The following is a 17,322-nucleotide window of genomic DNA, read 5'->3' on the forward strand; positions in this document are numbered from 1 at the left end:
CTAGGCGGATAGCTATCCGCCTAGCGGGCTATTGGAATAGTCGACACGAGAGGCGGCGCGCCCTGGCATGGAGGCGGCCGCCTCTTATGCACATCGGTGGGATTCAGAAGCCGCGGGCGGTGAGCCACTCGTCCAGCGCGACGGAGACGATGTCGCCGAGGGGCAGGCGATCGAGTTCGTTGTCCAACGCGAAGCGCTTGATCCGCTTCTTGAGCCTCAGCGCGGCGGGGACCGCCGAGTCGAGGCTCTCGCGCATGATGATGCGCTGGTTGAGAACGACGGCGGTCTCGGGAATGTCCTTGGGCCGGCCGGGCCCTCGGGCCCACGGGGTCCCGTCGCTAGGCGTCTCTTGCGATCGAGCGTCCTGTTCCTGGTGAGATCCCAGGCCATGGGTCCTCACTGGGAACGCCGTGCCACCTGACACAGGAGGAACTGCCGGGCGAAGCGCCACCTCGATCGCCTGAGCCGCATTAGCAGCCGCGGATGTGACCTGAGACGACCCGTGCTGCGCAACCGGATCGGCCGGCTGCGTGGGCTGGGGCGAAGGTGCTGCAGGTTTGGCAGCCGGGGCCACATGCGCCACCTGCCGCTCCATCGTCTCCACAAAGGACTCCGTCGCTGCCTCTGGGCTGCTCGGTGCGATCTCGACGGTCGGCTGGGCGGAGGAAGACTGCGCCACTGCGGCAGCCGCCTCGGTCCGGCCCCACGCCGATGCCTGGAGGCGAGCGGCGGAAGGAGCGGGCTGAGCCTGCGGCTCGTCGGCAGCGGAATGCCCTTCGCCCTGGGCGGTGGTCTGTTCGGCGGCGTACTGCTCGGCGGTGAGCTCGGCGACCGGGGGAGGGGGAGGCGGGGTCCCCTTCTTGGCCCCGCCCAGGGTGCGGCCGGTGCGGCGGGTGGGTGGTTTCATGCGCTCGCTCATGCTGTGAGCTCCTTCATCAGTTCGGCGTACTCGCTCAGTTCGGTGGGGATCTCGCCGAAGGCCTCCATGTAGTGCACCCAGGAGTGGATGGTGGTCTCGGCGAGCGGGAACGGCTCGTCGCGGTCGGGGCCGATGCCTTCTCCCACGGCGGGGTGGAGCAGCTGGTCTTTGGCGGTGCGGGGCAGGCTGGTGCGGTCGTCGGCCTTGACCAGCACCACGTGGGCGGTGACGTCGCGCTCATTGCGTGCGGCGGCGCGTTCGGCCTCGTCGAAGGTGGCCACGAGCTTGCGGCGCTCGATCTTGGTGGGGGCGACCGGCACGATCAGCCGGTTCGCCTCGGTGACCGCCTCATAGAAGATGCGGGCGCTGCCGCCGCCGGCGTCGACCACGATCGCGCCGAACTCGGTGCGCTTGGCGCGGATGTACTCGGCGATGTCGTCGAACGGGTACCGCTCGACCACCAGGTTGTCCGGGATCTCGAAGCCCTCGGACTGGGCGACCTTGAACCAGTCGTAGGCGGACTGGCTGGTGGCATCGGCGTCCAGCAGCAGTGTCGGCAGTCCGAGGACGACGGCGTGGTAGAGGGCGATGAACCAGGCGGAGGTGGTCTTGCCGGTGCCGCCCTTGAGCATGCCAATGACGATGACGATGACGAAGGCGTCCCAGGCGCCAGCTGTTGCTGCCGCCAGGGTGTTGGGTCGGGTCTTCTTGTTCATGTGTGATTGGTCTCCAGCAGTTCGTAGATGCGTTGGCTGGTGCCCTGCGTGCGTGGGCCGGTGATCGGCGGCGCTCGTCGCGTGGGGGCGCTCACGGCCGCCTCCGTACGCCGAGGGACCGTTCGCGGTCTCGCTGGGGCCGCATCCGGGTGCCTGCCTGGTGCAGGAGCCGGTAGACGGTTGCCTCGGAGTAGCCGCAGTCGACCGCCAGTTCCGGAACCGTGGCGCCGGCCTCGTAACACTCCCGCAGCGACACTGCGAGACGCTGCCGCTCGGCCGCCCGCGCTGCAGCGCGCATCCGGAGGGTCTCCTGCGCCGTGCGCGGAGTGCCGCCGGCCTCGATCAGCAGGCGCCGGGCGGCGCGTTTCGTCACGGACGCCGCCGCGGCCAGCTCGGCGAGCGTGGCGCCGTGCTGCTCGTAGAGCGCGCGGAGCTGTGTGGCGAGCCGTTGGCGTGCGTGTGGGTCCTGGCGCATTCGGCGGGTCTGCCACGAGGTCCGCATCACGGTTCCGGCACTGCGCAGCCGGTTGAGGACGGTGCCGTATGACAGGCCGCTGGCGGCGGCGATTTCCTGCACGGTGGCACCGGACTCGTACTGCTCACGCAGAGCTTCAGGCGTCACCGCCTTTTCCGCTCCGGGGGCGGCAGAGGGTGGTGAGGTCATGCAGCGGTCTCCCATTCGCTGAGGGCTTCGGCATGGGCGGCTGCCAGCTCGTCATAACTGCGCTGGTCAGCAGGCGTGATGAGGATCAACCGGCCGTCGCTGGCCACATGCCAGTCGGGCGCCAGGCGACCCGTGACCGGGTCCACTACGCGTCCGCCCGGGGCACACCACGAGGGCGGTACCTCATCGGGGTGGGGAGGGGGCACCAGGACCTTGCGACCATCACGGACGAGCACCAGGGCCTTGCTGCGGTGCTCCGCGAACCTGTCCAGCAGCTCCCGGTACGCCGCGCGCTCCGCGGCATGCCGTGCCTTGCGACGGGCCGCGACACCCGTCGTGCCGTACTGATGGGCCACGGTGTCCCAGCCGTGTGCGAGCTGGGCGGACGGGTCGGGAGCAGCAAGCGGCGGGGCGGCCCCGAAGCCTTCCAGCGCGCCGGGCGCGAGGGACCAGGTCTCGCCGTGGTGGTGGACCAGGCCGTGGTCGGCCAGGCAGCGCAGGGCGCGGTAGGCGGTGGGCCGGGAGACCGACGCCGAGCGGACCAGCTCCCCGATGGTCTGGGATGGGCGGGCGTGCAGGGCGCCGATGATCATCAGGGCGGAGCTGCCGAGGCCGTGGTGGGAGAAGGCGTCGTGGCCCATCAGGCGGCCGATGACGGTGGAGTCGATGTCGGCCCCCGTGTCTGTCTCAGGGGTGTGCCACTCCTCAAGTGCCGGGTCGGGGGGTACTGAGTGGTCCAGAAACGAGACAGCGCAGCAAGGACGTCGTGACGGCTGATACTGCCGTCGCTGATGTACCAGGTGGAGCCCTCCCGGCCATGGCCGACGTTCAGGCGCCGCAGCCAGCCGCCGGGCTTGAGCACGGTCTCGTACACGGCCCGGAGCGTCGTCCGGGAGATACCCGCTTCCTCCGCGGTCTGCCGCTCACTCGCATGGTGCAGGGGCCCACCGGCGATCTCGGCGAAGGTCAGATGCGCCCGCAGCACCCGCAGCGCAGTGCGCCCCCGCTCGCCGGGCCAAGGCGTCGTCTCGATCCGGTCGCGCAGCGCCGCGAGCACCTCATGCGCGTGCTGGCGCGACTCCAGAGCGGCCGTGCTGCTGACCGCGGTTGAGGCGCTGGTCCACACTCGCTGGATGTAATCCAGGGCACGGGCCTGCCCGAAGCGCAGCGCGATGTGACGGGCGTGCCGACCACCCTCGTGATCGGGGTGCAGCAGCAGCCGGGTCAGGTCGTCGACGGTTCCGCCGGCACGGGCGACATGGCAGGCGATGGCCGCCGTGATCCGGTGCCCGTGTTCGGCCGCGCCTTGACGCTCCCCGCGTAGGGCTATGGTGCGGCCGTCGGAAGCGAGCTTGCTGTAACTACCCGCCGCGTAGCGGCCGGTCAGGTCACCGAGCAGGACGAGATCAGCCGCGGCCGGCGGCAGCCTGTGAAGGCCCAGCCGTCGGCTCGGGTCAACTGGTCGTCGGGATGAATCTGCGTGATGGGTTTGCTGGGGCACGTCAGGTCGTCTCGCGAAAGACAGGGACGCCACCAAGGCCCGCTAAAACCACGGGTGGCGTCCGGAACCGACCTCCGATCGGTGCCAGCGAAGAGCCTCCAGGATGGCCGTCCTGGAGGCTTTCGTGTGCCTGGCTCCGGCGGAGGCAGGCATCCCCATCGCGGCTCGACCGGGGAGACCGTGAAGAAGTCGGAGTCGTCGGCCTGTCCGACTCCGGACTCCCGGGCCGCTCAGGCGGCAGGATCAGAGGGGTTGCCTCTGGTTGCCTCTGAGCGACCCGGGTCGATCCGGGGTCGAATCAGAGCGATTTCCTCTGACTGCCTCCGATCGCCTCTGCAACCCGTCCTAGCAGGTCACAGCCGGTTCGCCCCACAAAGCCGCAGGTCAGAAGGGTGCTTCTGGAGAACCCGGCGTACAGCCCGACTCGTCTGTCCGTTCTCGGCATCGCTGTGCGGCAGTGCGGGCAGGTCGTCCCGTTCAGGCCACCGGGTGCAGACCGTCCCATTCGCGCTCGGGCCGGTCGCGGGCGTCCGCCTGCTGCGGCAGGTGTCCGCGGTAGGGGGACTGCAGGTGCTGCCGGCTGCGGGTGCTCGTACGGCGACGCAACTCCAGGGGCGTGTCGCCGGTGCTCGCGTTCAGGATCTCGGCCTGCAGCCGCTGGAGCTCCGTCGAGGGTTCCAGACCGAGCTCTCGTCCGAGGATGGAGTAGAGGTTCTGGTAGGCCTGTAGCGCTTCACCACGGCGGCCGGCCCGGTGCAGGGCCGAGATCAGCTGGCCGTGGAACCACTCATGCAGCGGGTGATCGTTGACCAGGGTTCGCAGTTCCGGGATGAACTCCCGGTGACGGCCCAGCCGGGCCTCGGTCTCCACCCGTAACTCAAGGGAACGGATTCTCAGCTCCTCCATGTGGGCGATGCGGCCGGCGAGCACGCCGCCGGCCGGGACGTTGCTCAGCACCGGGCCCCGCCACAACAGCTGCGCCCGTGCGAGGTGCTCCGCCGCTTGCTCGGGTGAACCCTCGGCGAGCTCCCACTGGGCCTGCCGGACGGAACGCTCGAAACAGGAGACGTCGATGTCGTCGTCGGCGAGGTCGAGGCGGTAGCCGGGGGCCTGGGTGAGCAGCGGTCGCCTCTTGGAGGAGCCCTCCTGGGCTCGCGCGAGCATGCGGCGGGCGTGATAAACGTGCGTCTGCAGGATCTTGGTCGCGCTCCTCGGCGGTGTCTCCCCCCAGAGCTCCCTCACCAGCGTGTCCACCGCCACCGCTTCACGAGCCTGGAACGCCAGGACGGCGAGCATCTGACAGATCTTCGGAGCCTGGGGAGCGAGAGTCCGGCCGTCATCGGTTGTTATCTCGAAGGGACCAATGAGGTTGAACTGCACTGTGCACGCTCCTGTTCCGGCGCCGACGGCGCTTCGTCTCGGTGCTTGGGTGCTTGGTGTGTGGCTCACACGTTAAGCGCGGTGGCGCTGCTGTTCGGCATGGCTGAGAAGGAGAGTGTCAATTACCGGACGGTAAGTTGTTTTCTGCTCATGCCTCGCCGTCCCAGGCCGTCTCACCGGCCACGGTCGTCCCGGCGTGCTTCACCAGGGCGGCCACCAGATGGGCGATGGAGGCCAGGGTGACGTGCCGATGCCAGCCGGGGAAGGAGCGGCCGACGAAGTCACGCATCCCGACATGGTCGGAGATGTCTGTGAAGTCGCGCTCGACGACATCCGGCAGCCGGGAAAGCCGCAGCACTTTCGGCAGCGACTTCGTGTGGGCGCTGGTCAACCACAGTCGCTGGGGCCGAGGGTGGGCGCCGGACCACTCCCCGACCAGCGTCATGCCGTCGACGCGCGAGGCGGGCAGCGGGGCGACGACGGGTATGGCGACGGCTGTCGTGGGGCCGTCCTCCGTGTGCACCTGCTGACGCATGCGGCTGAACGAGGCTGCCAGCTCGGCGGCGCCGCGTTCATGGTCACCGAACTTGGGCAACTCGGTACGGTCCAGTCGCAGGTGCTCCTCCGGATGGATGCGGACGAGGAACATCAGATCGGCTGAGGAGAAGTGCCGGGCCAGGCTCATGGCGTCCACGCCCTCGGCGTCCACGACGACGGGACCGCGCCAGCCGCCGCTGGGGCCGACCAAGGCGTTCACCATTTCGCGTACGCACTCTTCGAGGGTCTCGGCCGTGACCGCGTCGGGTATGCCGACGCGTTCGCGCAGCGGGTCCCGCAGCCAGCGGCCGGACAGCAGCAGGCGCCAGTCGACCGGTACGGCACAGCGGCGGGAGGCCAGCCATCCCCCCACGGCCTGCTGGCCGTTGACCGTCTGCCCCAGGTGCGGCAGGTAGTGCTGATCGACTCCGATCGAGTGCTCGCCCCCCTTGGGAATCACGGTGGGCCGGAAGACCCAGGCCTCCGGCGCCATGACCTGCTGCACATAGCCCGCCAGGGCGCGCCGTACCGGCATCCATTCCCACGGTGACTCGCTGATGAAGTGGTGCACTCTCTGCGGTGCCGCGGCCCCCCCGAACTGGTCGGCGATGCTGCGCAGCGTCTTGCGCCCCGGTCCGGCGAGCAGGCCGCGGACGTAGGACTCCGCCTTCGTCCGGTGGCCGGTGCGCGCAAACGAGTCGAACAGTCGGGGGCTGAGCTCCCCCAGCAGGGACTGGTAGGCCGACCTCTCCGTTTCGCGGGCGTGTTTGGACAGGCTCAAGCTCACTGGGTCCCCCTTGTGTCAACAGTGGCGCGTGGATCGGGCGAGGTGCGCGGGCACACCACACCCCCGGTCTGATCCAACGAAAGAAGCTAGCCGTCCTGTTTCCTCGCGCAACAGATTTCCGGATCACCAGGTTGGGGACCCCGGTGTTCGGGCCGGGCATGCGAGGGTGCGGGGGAGGCCGCCGGGGTGACGCCGCGACGGCGTCGGCGGGGCCTTCGTCGTGCCGGTTGGGGCGGGAAACCGGTCGACGAAACGGTTTCAGGGCTCGCCTTCCCGGCAGTCCGGGCTGTCAGTGCGAGGCCGCGCCGGTGTCCGCGGCGGACGGACCGAACATCTCGTCGGTGCGGTGCGTCCGGCCGCACTCCGGCACGGCGCGGACCTGCTGCAGAAGGCGGCCCGCCCGGCAGGGCGAGGTGTCCAGCTTCGCCAGCACTCCGGGGATGGCGGTGTTGGGGAGCACCAGAGCGAGCAGTTGGGAGATCTCCTCGGACAGATCGTGGTCGGACAGCGTCTCGCTGACCAGCGCCACACCGGTCCACGCCCCGACGAAGACCCGCGCGGTCACCGCCGGTTCGACGTGGCAGAGCAGCTCGCCGCGCTGCTTGGCCTTTTCCAGAAGGTCGGTTCCCACGGAGACCCAGTCGGGCCAGCGCGTGCCGAACATGACGCGCGCCTTGGGGTCGACGGCCAGGCTTATCGAGGCCCTCAGCAAAGGCTCCCTGGGGACGCGGTGGGCCAGCAGCAGCGCCAGGTCGGCCCACTCCTGCAGCTTCAGGGCCTGCGGAGTCAGGCCTTCGAAGGTGACGGCTTCGGCCAGGACGGCGCGCGCCAGCTGTTCCTTGGAGGTGAAGTGGAAGTACAGGCCGCCTCGGGTGACTTGGACGCGATCGATGAGCTCGCCGATGGTGGTTGCCTCGTACCCCAGATCGTTGAACATCTGGGCGGCCGCCTCAAGGATCATTCTGCGCGTGCGGATGGCGCGCTCCTGTCTGGCCACTCTCGCCTCCATGGGATGTCTTGGCAAAGACTTGAAGTACTTTGCCTGTGCTTTAACTCACATAGAACCGCCCCCTGAAACCGGACGGATAGCCGGTACTTTAATGGCGTTTCAGACTAGGAGCGCCTCGGCTCGGACCAAGGGGGAGGGCCTTGCCCGAACGAACCGTCAGGCCGTATACCGTCGACCGACCGGATGCAGACGCCTCTTTGACACCACTGTTGCTCGGCGCCTACACCCATCTGAGGAACCCCGAATCCGTTCTGGTCACCGACTGGTGGCGGATCGACGACCATCGGTTCGCGCTGCGGGTCAAATGGCCTTCCGGACCGGCACATTTACCCTACGACCCGCGCATACTGACCCAGACCATCCGGCAGAGCGGCCTGGTGGTCGCCCATGCCGAGTGCAATGTGCCGCTGGAGCACCACACTGTGCTGCACAGGCTCGACATCGTGATCAGCCCGGGCTTCCGGCCGCCGGCTCGAAGGGCGGTGGCGCTGGACGTCGAGGTGGTCGTCCGCCGCACCGAGGGGAAACGATCCACCGGCTCACTGCGCATGGGTATCAACCTTCTGCAGGACGGCTCCCCGGTGGTCCGGGCGGACTCCGAATTCGGCTGGATCTCGCCGCGGGCCTACGGGCGATTACGTGGTGAGCACCTCACAGTCGACTGGGGCAACTGGCCTCTGCCCGCCCCCGTAGCTCCCGAGCTCGTGGCCCGGGACGCCGAGGCGGACGTGGCGCTGGCTCCCACCGCGCTGCCGCATCGCTGGCAGTTGCGCACCGACGTGAGCCACCGGCTCCTCTTCGACCACCCGGTCGATCACGTGCCCGGGCTGGTCCTCATGGAAGCCGCCGACCAGGCGGCGCGGGCCATGCTGGCTCCGACTTCCTTCCTGCCCACCCGAGTCGGCACCACCTTCGCACGCTACGTCGAGTTCGACCAGCCGTGCTGGATAGAAGCGGCGAGGGTCCCGACGACGGACCCTCGCCGGCTCGCGGCCCGTGTCGTCGGTACGCAGGATGGCGAACACGCCTTTTCGGTGGACTTCGAGGGCGTGGCGCCGTAGGTTGCCCCGTCACCTTGACCGTTCTGTTCCGTCGCGGGCAGAGCCCGGCGGGTGCCGGACAGGCGGCCATTCCTGTCCGGCACCCGCTGATGGCCCACCGCGCGGGCCGATGCAGCCGCTGGTCGCCGCCCTCGTCGTCGGCGACGCGGCAGCCGGCCACCGTCTCACTGGTTGACGAAACCGCCGTCCACCGGCATCACGATGCCGGTGAGAAAGGGGCAGCGGTCGCTGAGCAGCCATGCCGCCGCGGCCGCGACCTCCTCCGGCTCCGCCGTACGCCCCTGGGGCGTCAGGGAGTTGACCATGTGCTCCAAACCGGGATTCCGCTGGAACCAGTCGGCGGTGATCTCGGTGCGCGTGGATCCCGGGGCGATGGCGTTCACGCGAATGTTCTGCTTGGCGTACTCGTCGGCAGCGGCCCGCGTGAGGCCGACCACCGCATGCTTGGAGGCGATGTAGGGTGCGGCGGCCGGTATGGCCACCAACCCGCCCACGCTGCTGTTGTTGACGATCGTGCCGCCGCCGTTGTCCAGCATGGCCGCTATCTCCGGCCGCAGACAGTTGAAAACGCCTCGGACATTGGTGTCCATGATGCTGTCGTAGACGTCGTCCGGCATCAGATGCAGGGGAGTGCGGTCCCCTCCGATGCCCGCGTTGTTGAACGCGCAGTCCAATCGTCCGTACGTGTCCACCGCCAGCCGCACCGCCCGGGCGGCGTCCTCGGGCCTGGAGACGTCGGCGACGACATGAGTCGCCACCGCTCCCTTGTCCCTCAGCTCGTCGACCAGCGCGGTCAGGTGTTCCTCCCGGCGGGCGGCCAGGACGACGGATGCTCCTTCCTGACAGAACACCCGTGCCGCTGCAGCACCGATCCCGCTGCTCGCTCCCGTAATGAGCACGACTTTTCCGAAGAGAAGATCATTTTGCATCTCGGCAGTCTCCCAGGGGTGGCGGATGTCAAAAGCAGCCGTGTCACGCCGATCTCGTGAGGGTGCGCGACGCCCGTACCGAACGGCTCAGGGCCTGGACGAGCCCGGCTGCCTGACCGGCGGCGGCCGAGGACGGCCGGCTCTCCAATGCCGCGAGCATCACACACTCCATGAGGAGGGTGACGACCAGGATGTCCCGCTCCGGGGAGAGCGGGCTCTCACCAGCGGGGCCGAGGACGTCTTCCGACAGGTGTCCCGCGGACGCGGCCCCCGACAGGATCTGCCGAGCCCGCCGCCCCAGGGCGGCCCTGAGGGCGGTGTCATCGCGTTCGTCCGCGGCGAGCGCGGTGTTCAGAGCCGCGTCGAACGAGGCCAGCACCGCGGCCTCGAAGGGGCCCGAACTCCTGGTCGGGCCATCGGGGCGCTGCGCCGACCCGCGGCGCCGTGCGGCTTCCCTCACCAGGCCCTCGTTCAGCGCTTCAACGAACCGGCGGCCGACCACGTCCTCCCAGGACCCGGCCCCTTCGTCCACATCGAACACCATGGCCATGGTGATCGCCTCACTCGGTGATCGATGAGATCGGCTGGAACTCGCCGTTGAAGAACAGAAGTCCGGCCGTGCCGGCGGAACTGGAGGCATTGACGACATCGCCGATGAAGATCGAGTGGTCGCCGGAGTCGTGGTACTCGGCGAGCTCGCATTCGAGCCAGGCGAGCGCCCCCTTCATCAGAGGTGACCGCGTGACCGGGCCCGGCGTCCAGTCGAACCCGGAGAACTGCTCATGGCCCAGTGGCCTGTTCTTGTCCGCGAAGTGCCGTGCCAGGTGCTCCTGTTCGGCACCCAGAACGGATATGCCGAAATGCTGCGCAGAGATGATCGACTTGTGCATCACCGCGCTGTGGGACACGCAGCACAGCACTTTGGGCGGTTCGAGGGAGACCGAACTGAAGGCGTTCGCCGTCATTCCGTGAATGTTGTCGCCGCCGACACTCAGCACGATGACTCCGGTCGCGAAACGGGACAACGTCTCGCGCAGAGAAGATGTCGTCATCGGGACTCGGCTGACGGTTTCGTGCGTGGATACAGAACTCATACCGACCCCTTCGGGGGAGACTTGTCAGGAAAACTAGGCTCTTGAATCCTCGGGCCGCTCATCACTGGGTAACCGTCGACGTCGTGCCCCTTGCTGTCAGCCTGCCGCGGGGAAGTGCCCCGTCTCGACGAAGAACCGTACGTACTTCTCGAAGAGTTCTCGGGTCAACGGCGGGCAAACGATGCCACTGCCGTCCAGCGCTGCCTCGGTCTCCGTTGTGTCCATGGGCGGATAGAACGCGTCGGTGTCGGCCGTCATCATCTCGAAGGCGTGCAGCAGCGGCGCCATGGCGTTGGCCGGGTCGTCATGCACGCGGGCCCGCCAGGTGTTCCAGTCCAGCTCGGTCAGCGAGTATCCGAACGACCGCAGATGGCGAATGCACTCCCGCAGGCTGATGGAACTCGGGTTGAAGAGATGGAAGGTGCCGCCCGCGGCCGAGGGGCGGCTCGCGATGCGGAGGATGGCCGCGCTGACGTAGTCCACGGGAAGCAGGTGGAAACGACCCCCGACATCGGCCGGGACCCCACCCGCCTGCAGTAGGCCCTTGATGCTCAGCCACACGAAATCGCTGGTCTGGCAGGCGCCGTTGCGCTGGTCGCCCGAGATGACGTCCACTCGGTAGACGGACACCGGCAGGCCCCGGTCACGGGCGATCCCGATGATCCGCTCGGCGACCCACTTGCTCTGCAGATAGCCGCTGGGCAGCCGCTCGGCGGGACCGGTCGGGTCGGTCACCCGCAGCGGTACGCCCCTGGCCGCCGTGCCGTCGAAGACGCCGACGGTCGACACGTAGTGCACCGGCACCGTGCGGTGGCGCGCCGCCAGCCTCAGGATCTCCTCCGTGCCGAGGACGTTGGCCGCCTTGAGCGTCGCGTACGGGTGCAGCCAGTGCACCCGGGCGCCGTTGTGGTAGACGGCGTCGACCGTCCTCGCCAGATGGTCGAAGGCGTCCTCGGCCAGCCCGAGCCGCGGCTGCGCCAGATCGCCCACGACCACCGAGAGACGGTCGGCGTCCACCTCGTCCCAGACGCCGTAGCGTTCCAGGTTCTCCCGCAGCCGGGCGTGCGCCCCGGCCTCGTCCTCACCCCGCACCAGGCAGTGCACCGTCGCCCGTGTCGTGCGCATCAGATCGCGCATCAGGAAGGCGCCGAGGAAACCGCTGGCGCCGGTCAGCAGCACGTGCCGGGGGTCGTCGGCCACGGACACCACATCGGCCGCGGGCCGGATGTCCTCGGCCAGCCGCACCTCAGCGGCGAAGTCCGGGACGTCCGTCTTGGCCGCCGGGCCCTGCGTCCGTCCGCCGAGCAGTTCGGACAGGTGGCCGGCCAGGGCGGCCGGTGTCGGATGGTCGAACACCACCGTGGCGGGCAGGCGGACACCGGCCCGTGCGGTGAGCCGGTTGCGCAGTTCCACGGCCGTCAGCGAGTCGAAGCCCAGCTTGAGGAAGGGCTGGTCCGGCGCGACGGCCGCGGCGTCCGCGTGGCCGAGCACGCCCGCGACCTCGGCCAGGACCTCCTCGGCCACCAGTTTCCGGCGCTCCACCTCGGGCAGCGCGGCCAGCCGCTCCACGAGCGGTTCCGCGGCGGTGCCGGTGTCGCGCACCGTGCGGCGCGGCGGCGTACGCACCAGGCCGCGCAGCAGGGCCGGGACCTCGTCCAGGTCCCGCAGGGCGGTGACGTCCACGGGAGTCGCGACCAGGGTCGGCGAGCCGAGTCCGACGGCGCGGTCCAGCAGGGCCGGGCCGGTCTCGGCCGTGACGGGGCGGAAGCCGCTGCGGGCGATGCGGTTCAGGTCCGTCTGGCTGAGCCCGCCCGACATGCCGCCGTCCTGCGACCACAGGCCCCAGGCGAGCGAGGTGGCGGCGAGCCCGAGGGCCCTGCGGTGCTGCGCCAGACCGTCCAGGAAGGAGTTGGCGGCCGCGTACGTGGACTGGCCGGGACCGCCCACAACACCCGCGATGGAGGAGAACAGGACGAACGCCGACAGGTCCGCGTCGCGGGTCAGATCGTGCAGATGCCAGGCCGCCTCCGCCTTCGGACGGAAGACGGCGGCCAGCCGCTCGGGGCTCTGCGCGCCGATGACGCCGTCGTCCAGGACGCCGGCCGTGTGCACGACGGCGGTCAGCGGATGCGCCGCCGGTACCCGTGCCAGGAGCGCGGCCAGCTCCTCGCGGTCGGCGACATCACACGCGGCGACCGTGACGTCGGCACCGAACTCCTTCAGCTCCGCGGCGAGTTCCGCCGCGCCCTCCGCCTGCTCGCCCCGTCGGCTGGCCAGGAGCAGGTGCCGGACGCCGTGCTTGTGCACCAGATGCCGGGCGACCAGAGCCCCCAGAGACCCGGTGCCACCGGTGATGAGCACGGTTCCGCCGCCCTCCCACCGCGCTTGCCCCGCCGCGTCGGCCTCCTCGGCCGGGCGCCGCAGCCGGGGGACGAGGAACCGGCCGTCGCGCACGGCCAGTTGCGGCTCGCCGCAGCCGAGTACCTGGTCGCGGACCGTCTCGCCGGGCTCGGCGTCGGTGTCCACGAGCACGATCCTGCCCGGCGCCTCCGACTGGGCCGAACGCACCAGCCCCCACACCGCCGCCGCACCCGGATCGACGGACTCGTTCGCGTGCACGGCCATGGCGCCCCGCGTGACCACCACGAGCGGCGTGTCGGCCAGCCGGTCGTCCGCGAGCCATCGCTGCACCAGGCGCAGCACCCGCCGTGCGGCCTCGTGCGCCGCCGCGCCGAGGTCGCCGCTGCCGGGGCCTGCGGTGGCTGTCGTGTGGAGGTGGCCGTTGTGGGGTGGCGCACCTGCTGTCGTGTCCAGGTGGCCGTTGCCGGGTGACGCATCCGCTGTTGTGTCGAGGTGGCCGTTGTGGGGTGGCGCATCCTCCGCTGTCGCGCCGAGGTCGCCGCTGCCGGGGCCTGCGGCGGCTGTCGTGTCGAGGACGCCGTTGGCGGGTGACGCACCCCGCAACAACACCGCCTCGACCGGCGCCCCCGAGGCGACGGCCGCTGCCACTTCGTCGACCGTCGCGAACGTCCGGGCCCCGGGTGCGGCGTGCTCCAGCGCCGCCCACCGCACCGGCTCCACGGGCGTGCTCAGCAGCGGTGCCCAGTCGACCCGGAACAGGCTGTCCCCGGCCCGCGTGATGGCATCGGAGACCTCGCCCGCGTCCAGCGTCCGCATCGTCACGGCGTCGACCGTGGCGACGGGCAGTCCCGCCCGGTCGGCCAGGCGGACCGCCAGGGTGCCGTCGTCGCCGAGGGTCAGCCGGGCCCGCAGCGCCGAGGCACCCCGTGCGTACAGCCGTACGCCACGCCACACCGCCACCGACCCGGACCCGTGCCGGGCCGCCCCGGGCAGCGCCGCGTGCAGGGCGGCGTCGAGCAGGGCCGGATGCAGCAGGTGCTCCGCTGCGTCGCCCCGCGCGGCCTCGTCCAGGCCGAGCTCGGCGAAAACGTCGTCACCGCGCCGCCAGGCACGGGTCAGCGCCCGGAACACGGGGCCGTACCGGACCCCCGCCTCCATGAGCAGCGCGTAGACGTCCGCCGGGTCGACCGGGTCCGCGTCGGCCGGTGGCCACTGGTCGAGACGGGCAGGGCGCCCCGGCGCCCGCACGCTCAACCACCCGTACGCATACCGGGTCCACGGCAGATCGCCGTCGTCCGGACGCGCGTGGACGGTGACGGTACGGCGCCCCGACGCGTCCGGCGCGCCCACCGCGACCTGGAGCTGGACACCGCCCCGCTCGGGAACCACCAGCGGGACGGGCGTCACCAGCTCGTCCAGATCGGTGCAGCCCACCTCGTCACCGGCGCGGACGGCCAACTCCACCAGAGCCGCCGAGGGCAGCACGGCAGAGCCGGCGATCACATGGTCGGCCAGCCAGGCATGGGTGCGCAGCGAGATCCGGCTGGTGAACAGCGTCTCGTCCGAGCCCGCCACGCCGACCGCCGCGCCCAGCAGCGGATGATCCCCCGAGGACAGCCCGAGACTGGCCGGGTCACCGCCGTCGCCCGAGGACTCGACCCAGTAACGCTCGCGCTGGAAGGCGTAGGAGGGAAGATCGACCTGCCGGGCCCCGGTGCCGGAGAAGAACGTCGGCCAGTCCACCGCCACCCCGTGCCGGTGCAACCGGCCAAGAGCCTCCACCACGGTCTCCGCCTCGGGCCGGTCGCGGCGCAGCGCCGCCACGGTCAGCACGTCGGGGCTGTCGACCGTCTCCCGGGCCAGGGCGGCCAGGACCTGGTCGGGGCCGACCTCGACGAACGCCGTCACGCCCTGCTCGGCGAGGGTCCGCACACTGTCGGCGAAACGGACGGTGCCGCGCAGCTGGTCGGTCCAGTAGCCCGCGGTGCGCAACTCGTCGCCCGTGGCGATACGACCGGTCAGTGTGGACACGACGGGGATGTGTGGTTCGTGGTAGGTGAGGGTTTGGGCGACGCGGTGGAATGCGTCGAGGACGGGGTCCATGTGGGGGGAGTGGAAGGCGTGGCTGACGGCGAGTTCCGTGGTTTTGTGGCCTTGTTCGCGCATTTTCTGTGCGAGTTGGTGTGCTGCTGTGGTGTCGCCGGCGATGACGAGTGAGTGGGGGGCGTTGTGGGCGGCGATGGTGAGGTGGGGGGTGAGGTGGGGTGTGATGTCGTTTTCGGTGGCTTGGATGGCGATCATGGTGCCGCCGGGTGGGGCGGTTTGCATGAGTCGGGCTCGGGTGGTGACGAGGGTGGCGGCGTCGTGGAGGGTGAGGACGCCGGCGAGGTGGGCTGCGGTGATTTCGCCGATGGAGTGGCCGGTGAGGTAGTCGGGGTGGATGCCCCAGGTGGTGAGGAGGTGGTGGAGGGCGACTTCGACGGCGAAGAGGGCGGGTTGGGTGTTGGTGGTGTCGTGGAGGTGGTGTCCGGTGGTGATGATTTCGGTGAGGGGCACGGGTAGGTGGGGGTCGAGGGCTGCGGTGACCTCGTCGAAGGCGGCGGCGTAGGCGGGGAAGGCGTCGTAGAGCTCGCGTCCCATGTTGATGCGCTGCGCGCCCTGCCCCGTGAAGAGGAAGGCAGTGCTTCCCGGGCGGACGGTGCCGGAGACGACGTCCGCCCCGTTCCGCCCCTGCGCCAAGACTGCGAGTCCTTCGCGGAGTTGGGTGGTGCCGTTGCCGGTGATGACGGCGCGGTGGTCGTGGGTGGTGCGGGTGGTGGCGAGGGAGTGGGCGATGTCCAGGGGGGACTGGTCGGGGTGGTCCTGGAGGTGGGTGAGCAGGCGCTGGGCCTGGGCGCGCAGGGCCGGTTCGGACTTGGCGGACAGCAGCCAGGGCAGGACGGTCGGGGTGTGGGTTCCCGTTGTGGCCGGGGGCTCGGACTCCTCCGGCGCCTGCTCCAGGATCACATGCGCGTTTGTCCCGCTCACGCCGAACGCGGACACCGCCGCGCGGCGAGGCGCTTGCCCGGACGGCCAGTCGCGCTGGTGGGTGAGGAGTTCCACGGCTCCTGAGGCCCAGTCGACCATCGGGGTGGGCGCGTCGATGTGCAGGGACCGGGGCAGGACCCCGCGCCGCATCGCCTCCACCATCTTGATGACTCCGCCCACACCGGCGGCGGCGACGGTGTGTCCGATGTTGGACTTGAGGGAGCCGAGGTGGAGGGGGCGGTCCTTGGGGCGTCGTCGGCCGTAGGTGGCGAGCAGGGCTTGGGCTTCGATGGGGTCGCCGAGGCGGGTGCCGGTGCCGTGGGCTTCGACGGCGTCGATGTCGGCTTCGGTGAGGCCGGCGTCGGCGAGTGCCTGGCGTATGACGCGTTCCTGGGAGGGGCCGTTGGGTGCGGTGAGTCCGTTGCTGGCGCCGTCCTGGTTGACGGCGGAGCCGCGGACGACGGCGAGGACGCGGTGGTTGTTGCGGCGGGCGTCGGACAGCCGTTCCAGCAGCAGCAGTCCCACGCCCTCGGACCAGGCGGTGCCGTCCGCCGCCGCGGCGAACGACTTCACCCGGCCGTCCGGCGCCAGCCCGCTCTGCCGGGAGAAGTCGACGAACCCGCTCGGCGTCGCCGTCACCGTCACCCCGCCGGCCAGCGCGAGCGTGGATTCGCCCGACCGCAGTGACCGCATCGCCAGATGCAGGGCGACCAACGAGGACGAACACGCCGTGTCGACGGAGATCGCCGGCCCCTCCAGGCCGAAGGTGTAGGCGATACGGCCGGACGCCACACTGCTGAGCTTGCTGGTCAGCAGGTACCCCTCGAACTCCTCGGGCCCTTCCAGCCCCAGATAGCTCTGCTCGACCACGCCCGCGAAGACACCGGTACGGCTGCCCCGCAGACCGGCGGGATCGATCCTGGCGTGTTCGAAGGTCTCCCAGGCGGTCTCCAGCAGCAGCCGCTGCTGGGGGTCCATCGCCTGGGCCTCGCGCGGGGAGATGCCGAAGAACCCCGCGTCGAAGAGGGGCGCGTCGTGCAGGAAGCCGCCCTCGCGCGTGTAGGAGGTGCCCGGCGTGTTCGGGTCCGGGGCATAGAGCCCGTCGAGGTCCCAGCCGCGGTCCGTCGGAAACGCGGTGATCCCGTCCCCGCCGTCGGCCACCAGCCGCCACAGGTCCTCCGGCGAGGCCACGCCCCCCGGGAAGCGACAGGCCATCCCGACGATCGCCACGGGTTCGCCGGCGCCCGACTCCAGTTCGGCGAGCCGCTGCTGGGCCTTGTGGAGATCGGCGGTGACCCGCCTCAGGTACTCGACGAGCTTGTCTTCATTGGACATAC

13 protein-coding genes are annotated in these 17,322 nt (G+C 70.2%); 1 reads left to right on the forward strand and 12 read right to left on the reverse strand.

All coding sequences use genetic code 11. From position 1 onward, the window contains the following. Positions 1–103: 103 nt before the first annotated feature. From KWI83_RS29955 to KWI83_RS29985, 8 genes are all read right to left on the reverse strand, one after another. Complete coding sequence (locus KWI83_RS29955) at positions 104–919, reverse strand: hypothetical protein (RefSeq protein ID WP_218517512.1); 816 nt, start codon at positions 917–919, stop codon at positions 104–106. Continuing rightward, entirely contained in the window at positions 916–1,635 is a 720-nt protein-coding gene (locus KWI83_RS29960) for a ParA family protein (protein WP_218517513.1), read from the reverse strand. Before KWI83_RS29960 ends, KWI83_RS29955 begins: the two co-directional genes overlap by 4 nt. Positions 1,636–1,726: 91 nt before the next feature. Then, positions 1,727–2,257, reverse strand: a complete 531-nt coding sequence (locus KWI83_RS29965; RefSeq protein ID WP_308122259.1) for a helix-turn-helix domain-containing protein — start codon at positions 2,255–2,257, stop codon at positions 1,727–1,729. 38 nt (positions 2,258–2,295) lie between these two features. Then, complete coding sequence (locus KWI83_RS39140; protein ID WP_256363000.1) at positions 2,296–2,940, reverse strand: helix-turn-helix domain-containing protein; 645 nt, start codon at positions 2,938–2,940, stop codon at positions 2,296–2,298. Beyond that, positions 2,940–3,836, reverse strand: a complete 897-nt coding sequence (locus KWI83_RS39145) for a hypothetical protein (protein ID WP_256363001.1) — start codon at positions 3,834–3,836, stop codon at positions 2,940–2,942. The genes KWI83_RS39140 and KWI83_RS39145 overlap by 1 nt, the downstream gene beginning before the upstream one ends. Positions 3,837–4,277: 441 nt before the next feature. Next, on the reverse strand, positions 4,278–5,180 hold the full coding sequence (locus KWI83_RS29975; RefSeq protein ID WP_218517515.1) for an AfsR/SARP family transcriptional regulator: 903 nt from the start codon (positions 5,178–5,180) through the stop codon (positions 4,278–4,280). Positions 5,181–5,328: 148 nt separating this feature from the next. After that, positions 5,329–6,498, reverse strand: a complete 1,170-nt coding sequence (locus KWI83_RS29980) for a transposase (RefSeq protein WP_256363002.1) — start codon at positions 6,496–6,498, stop codon at positions 5,329–5,331. A 295-nt stretch (positions 6,499–6,793) separates the two neighbouring features. Then, a complete protein-coding gene (locus tag KWI83_RS29985) occupies positions 6,794–7,501 on the reverse strand; it encodes a ScbR family autoregulator-binding transcription factor (RefSeq protein ID WP_218517516.1) in 708 nt (235 codons plus the stop codon). 152 nt (positions 7,502–7,653) lie between these two features. Here KWI83_RS29985 and KWI83_RS29990 point away from each other — a divergent pair, with 152 nt between their 5' ends. Next, positions 7,654–8,574, forward strand: a complete 921-nt coding sequence (locus KWI83_RS29990) for a ScbA/BarX family gamma-butyrolactone biosynthesis protein (protein ID WP_218517517.1) — start codon at positions 7,654–7,656, stop codon at positions 8,572–8,574. Positions 8,575–8,738: 164 nt separating this feature from the next. Here the strand turns inward: KWI83_RS29990 and KWI83_RS29995 are convergent, their stop codons facing one another. The 4 genes from KWI83_RS29995 to KWI83_RS30010 form a co-directional block, all read right to left on the reverse strand. After that, on the reverse strand, positions 8,739–9,503 hold the full coding sequence (locus KWI83_RS29995) for a glucose 1-dehydrogenase (protein WP_218517518.1): 765 nt from the start codon (positions 9,501–9,503) through the stop codon (positions 8,739–8,741). Between the two features lie 43 nt (positions 9,504–9,546). Further along, on the reverse strand, positions 9,547–10,047 hold the full coding sequence (locus KWI83_RS30000; RefSeq protein ID WP_218517519.1) for a hypothetical protein: 501 nt from the start codon (positions 10,045–10,047) through the stop codon (positions 9,547–9,549). A 16-nt stretch (positions 10,048–10,063) separates the two neighbouring features. Then, entirely contained in the window at positions 10,064–10,597 is a 534-nt protein-coding gene (locus KWI83_RS30005) for a flavin reductase family protein (protein WP_218517520.1), read from the reverse strand. A gap of 96 nt (positions 10,598–10,693) precedes the next feature. Continuing rightward, positions 10,694–17,290, reverse strand: coding sequence for a thioester reductase domain-containing protein (locus tag KWI83_RS30010; RefSeq protein ID WP_374106408.1), 6,597 nt, complete (start codon positions 17,288–17,290; stop codon positions 10,694–10,696). Between the last annotated feature and the right edge of the window lie 32 nt (positions 17,291–17,322).

The sequence above is a fragment of the Streptomyces sp. TRM70350 genome (genome assembly GCF_019219825.1).
Lineage (GTDB): Bacteria > Actinomycetota > Actinomycetes > Streptomycetales > Streptomycetaceae > Streptomyces.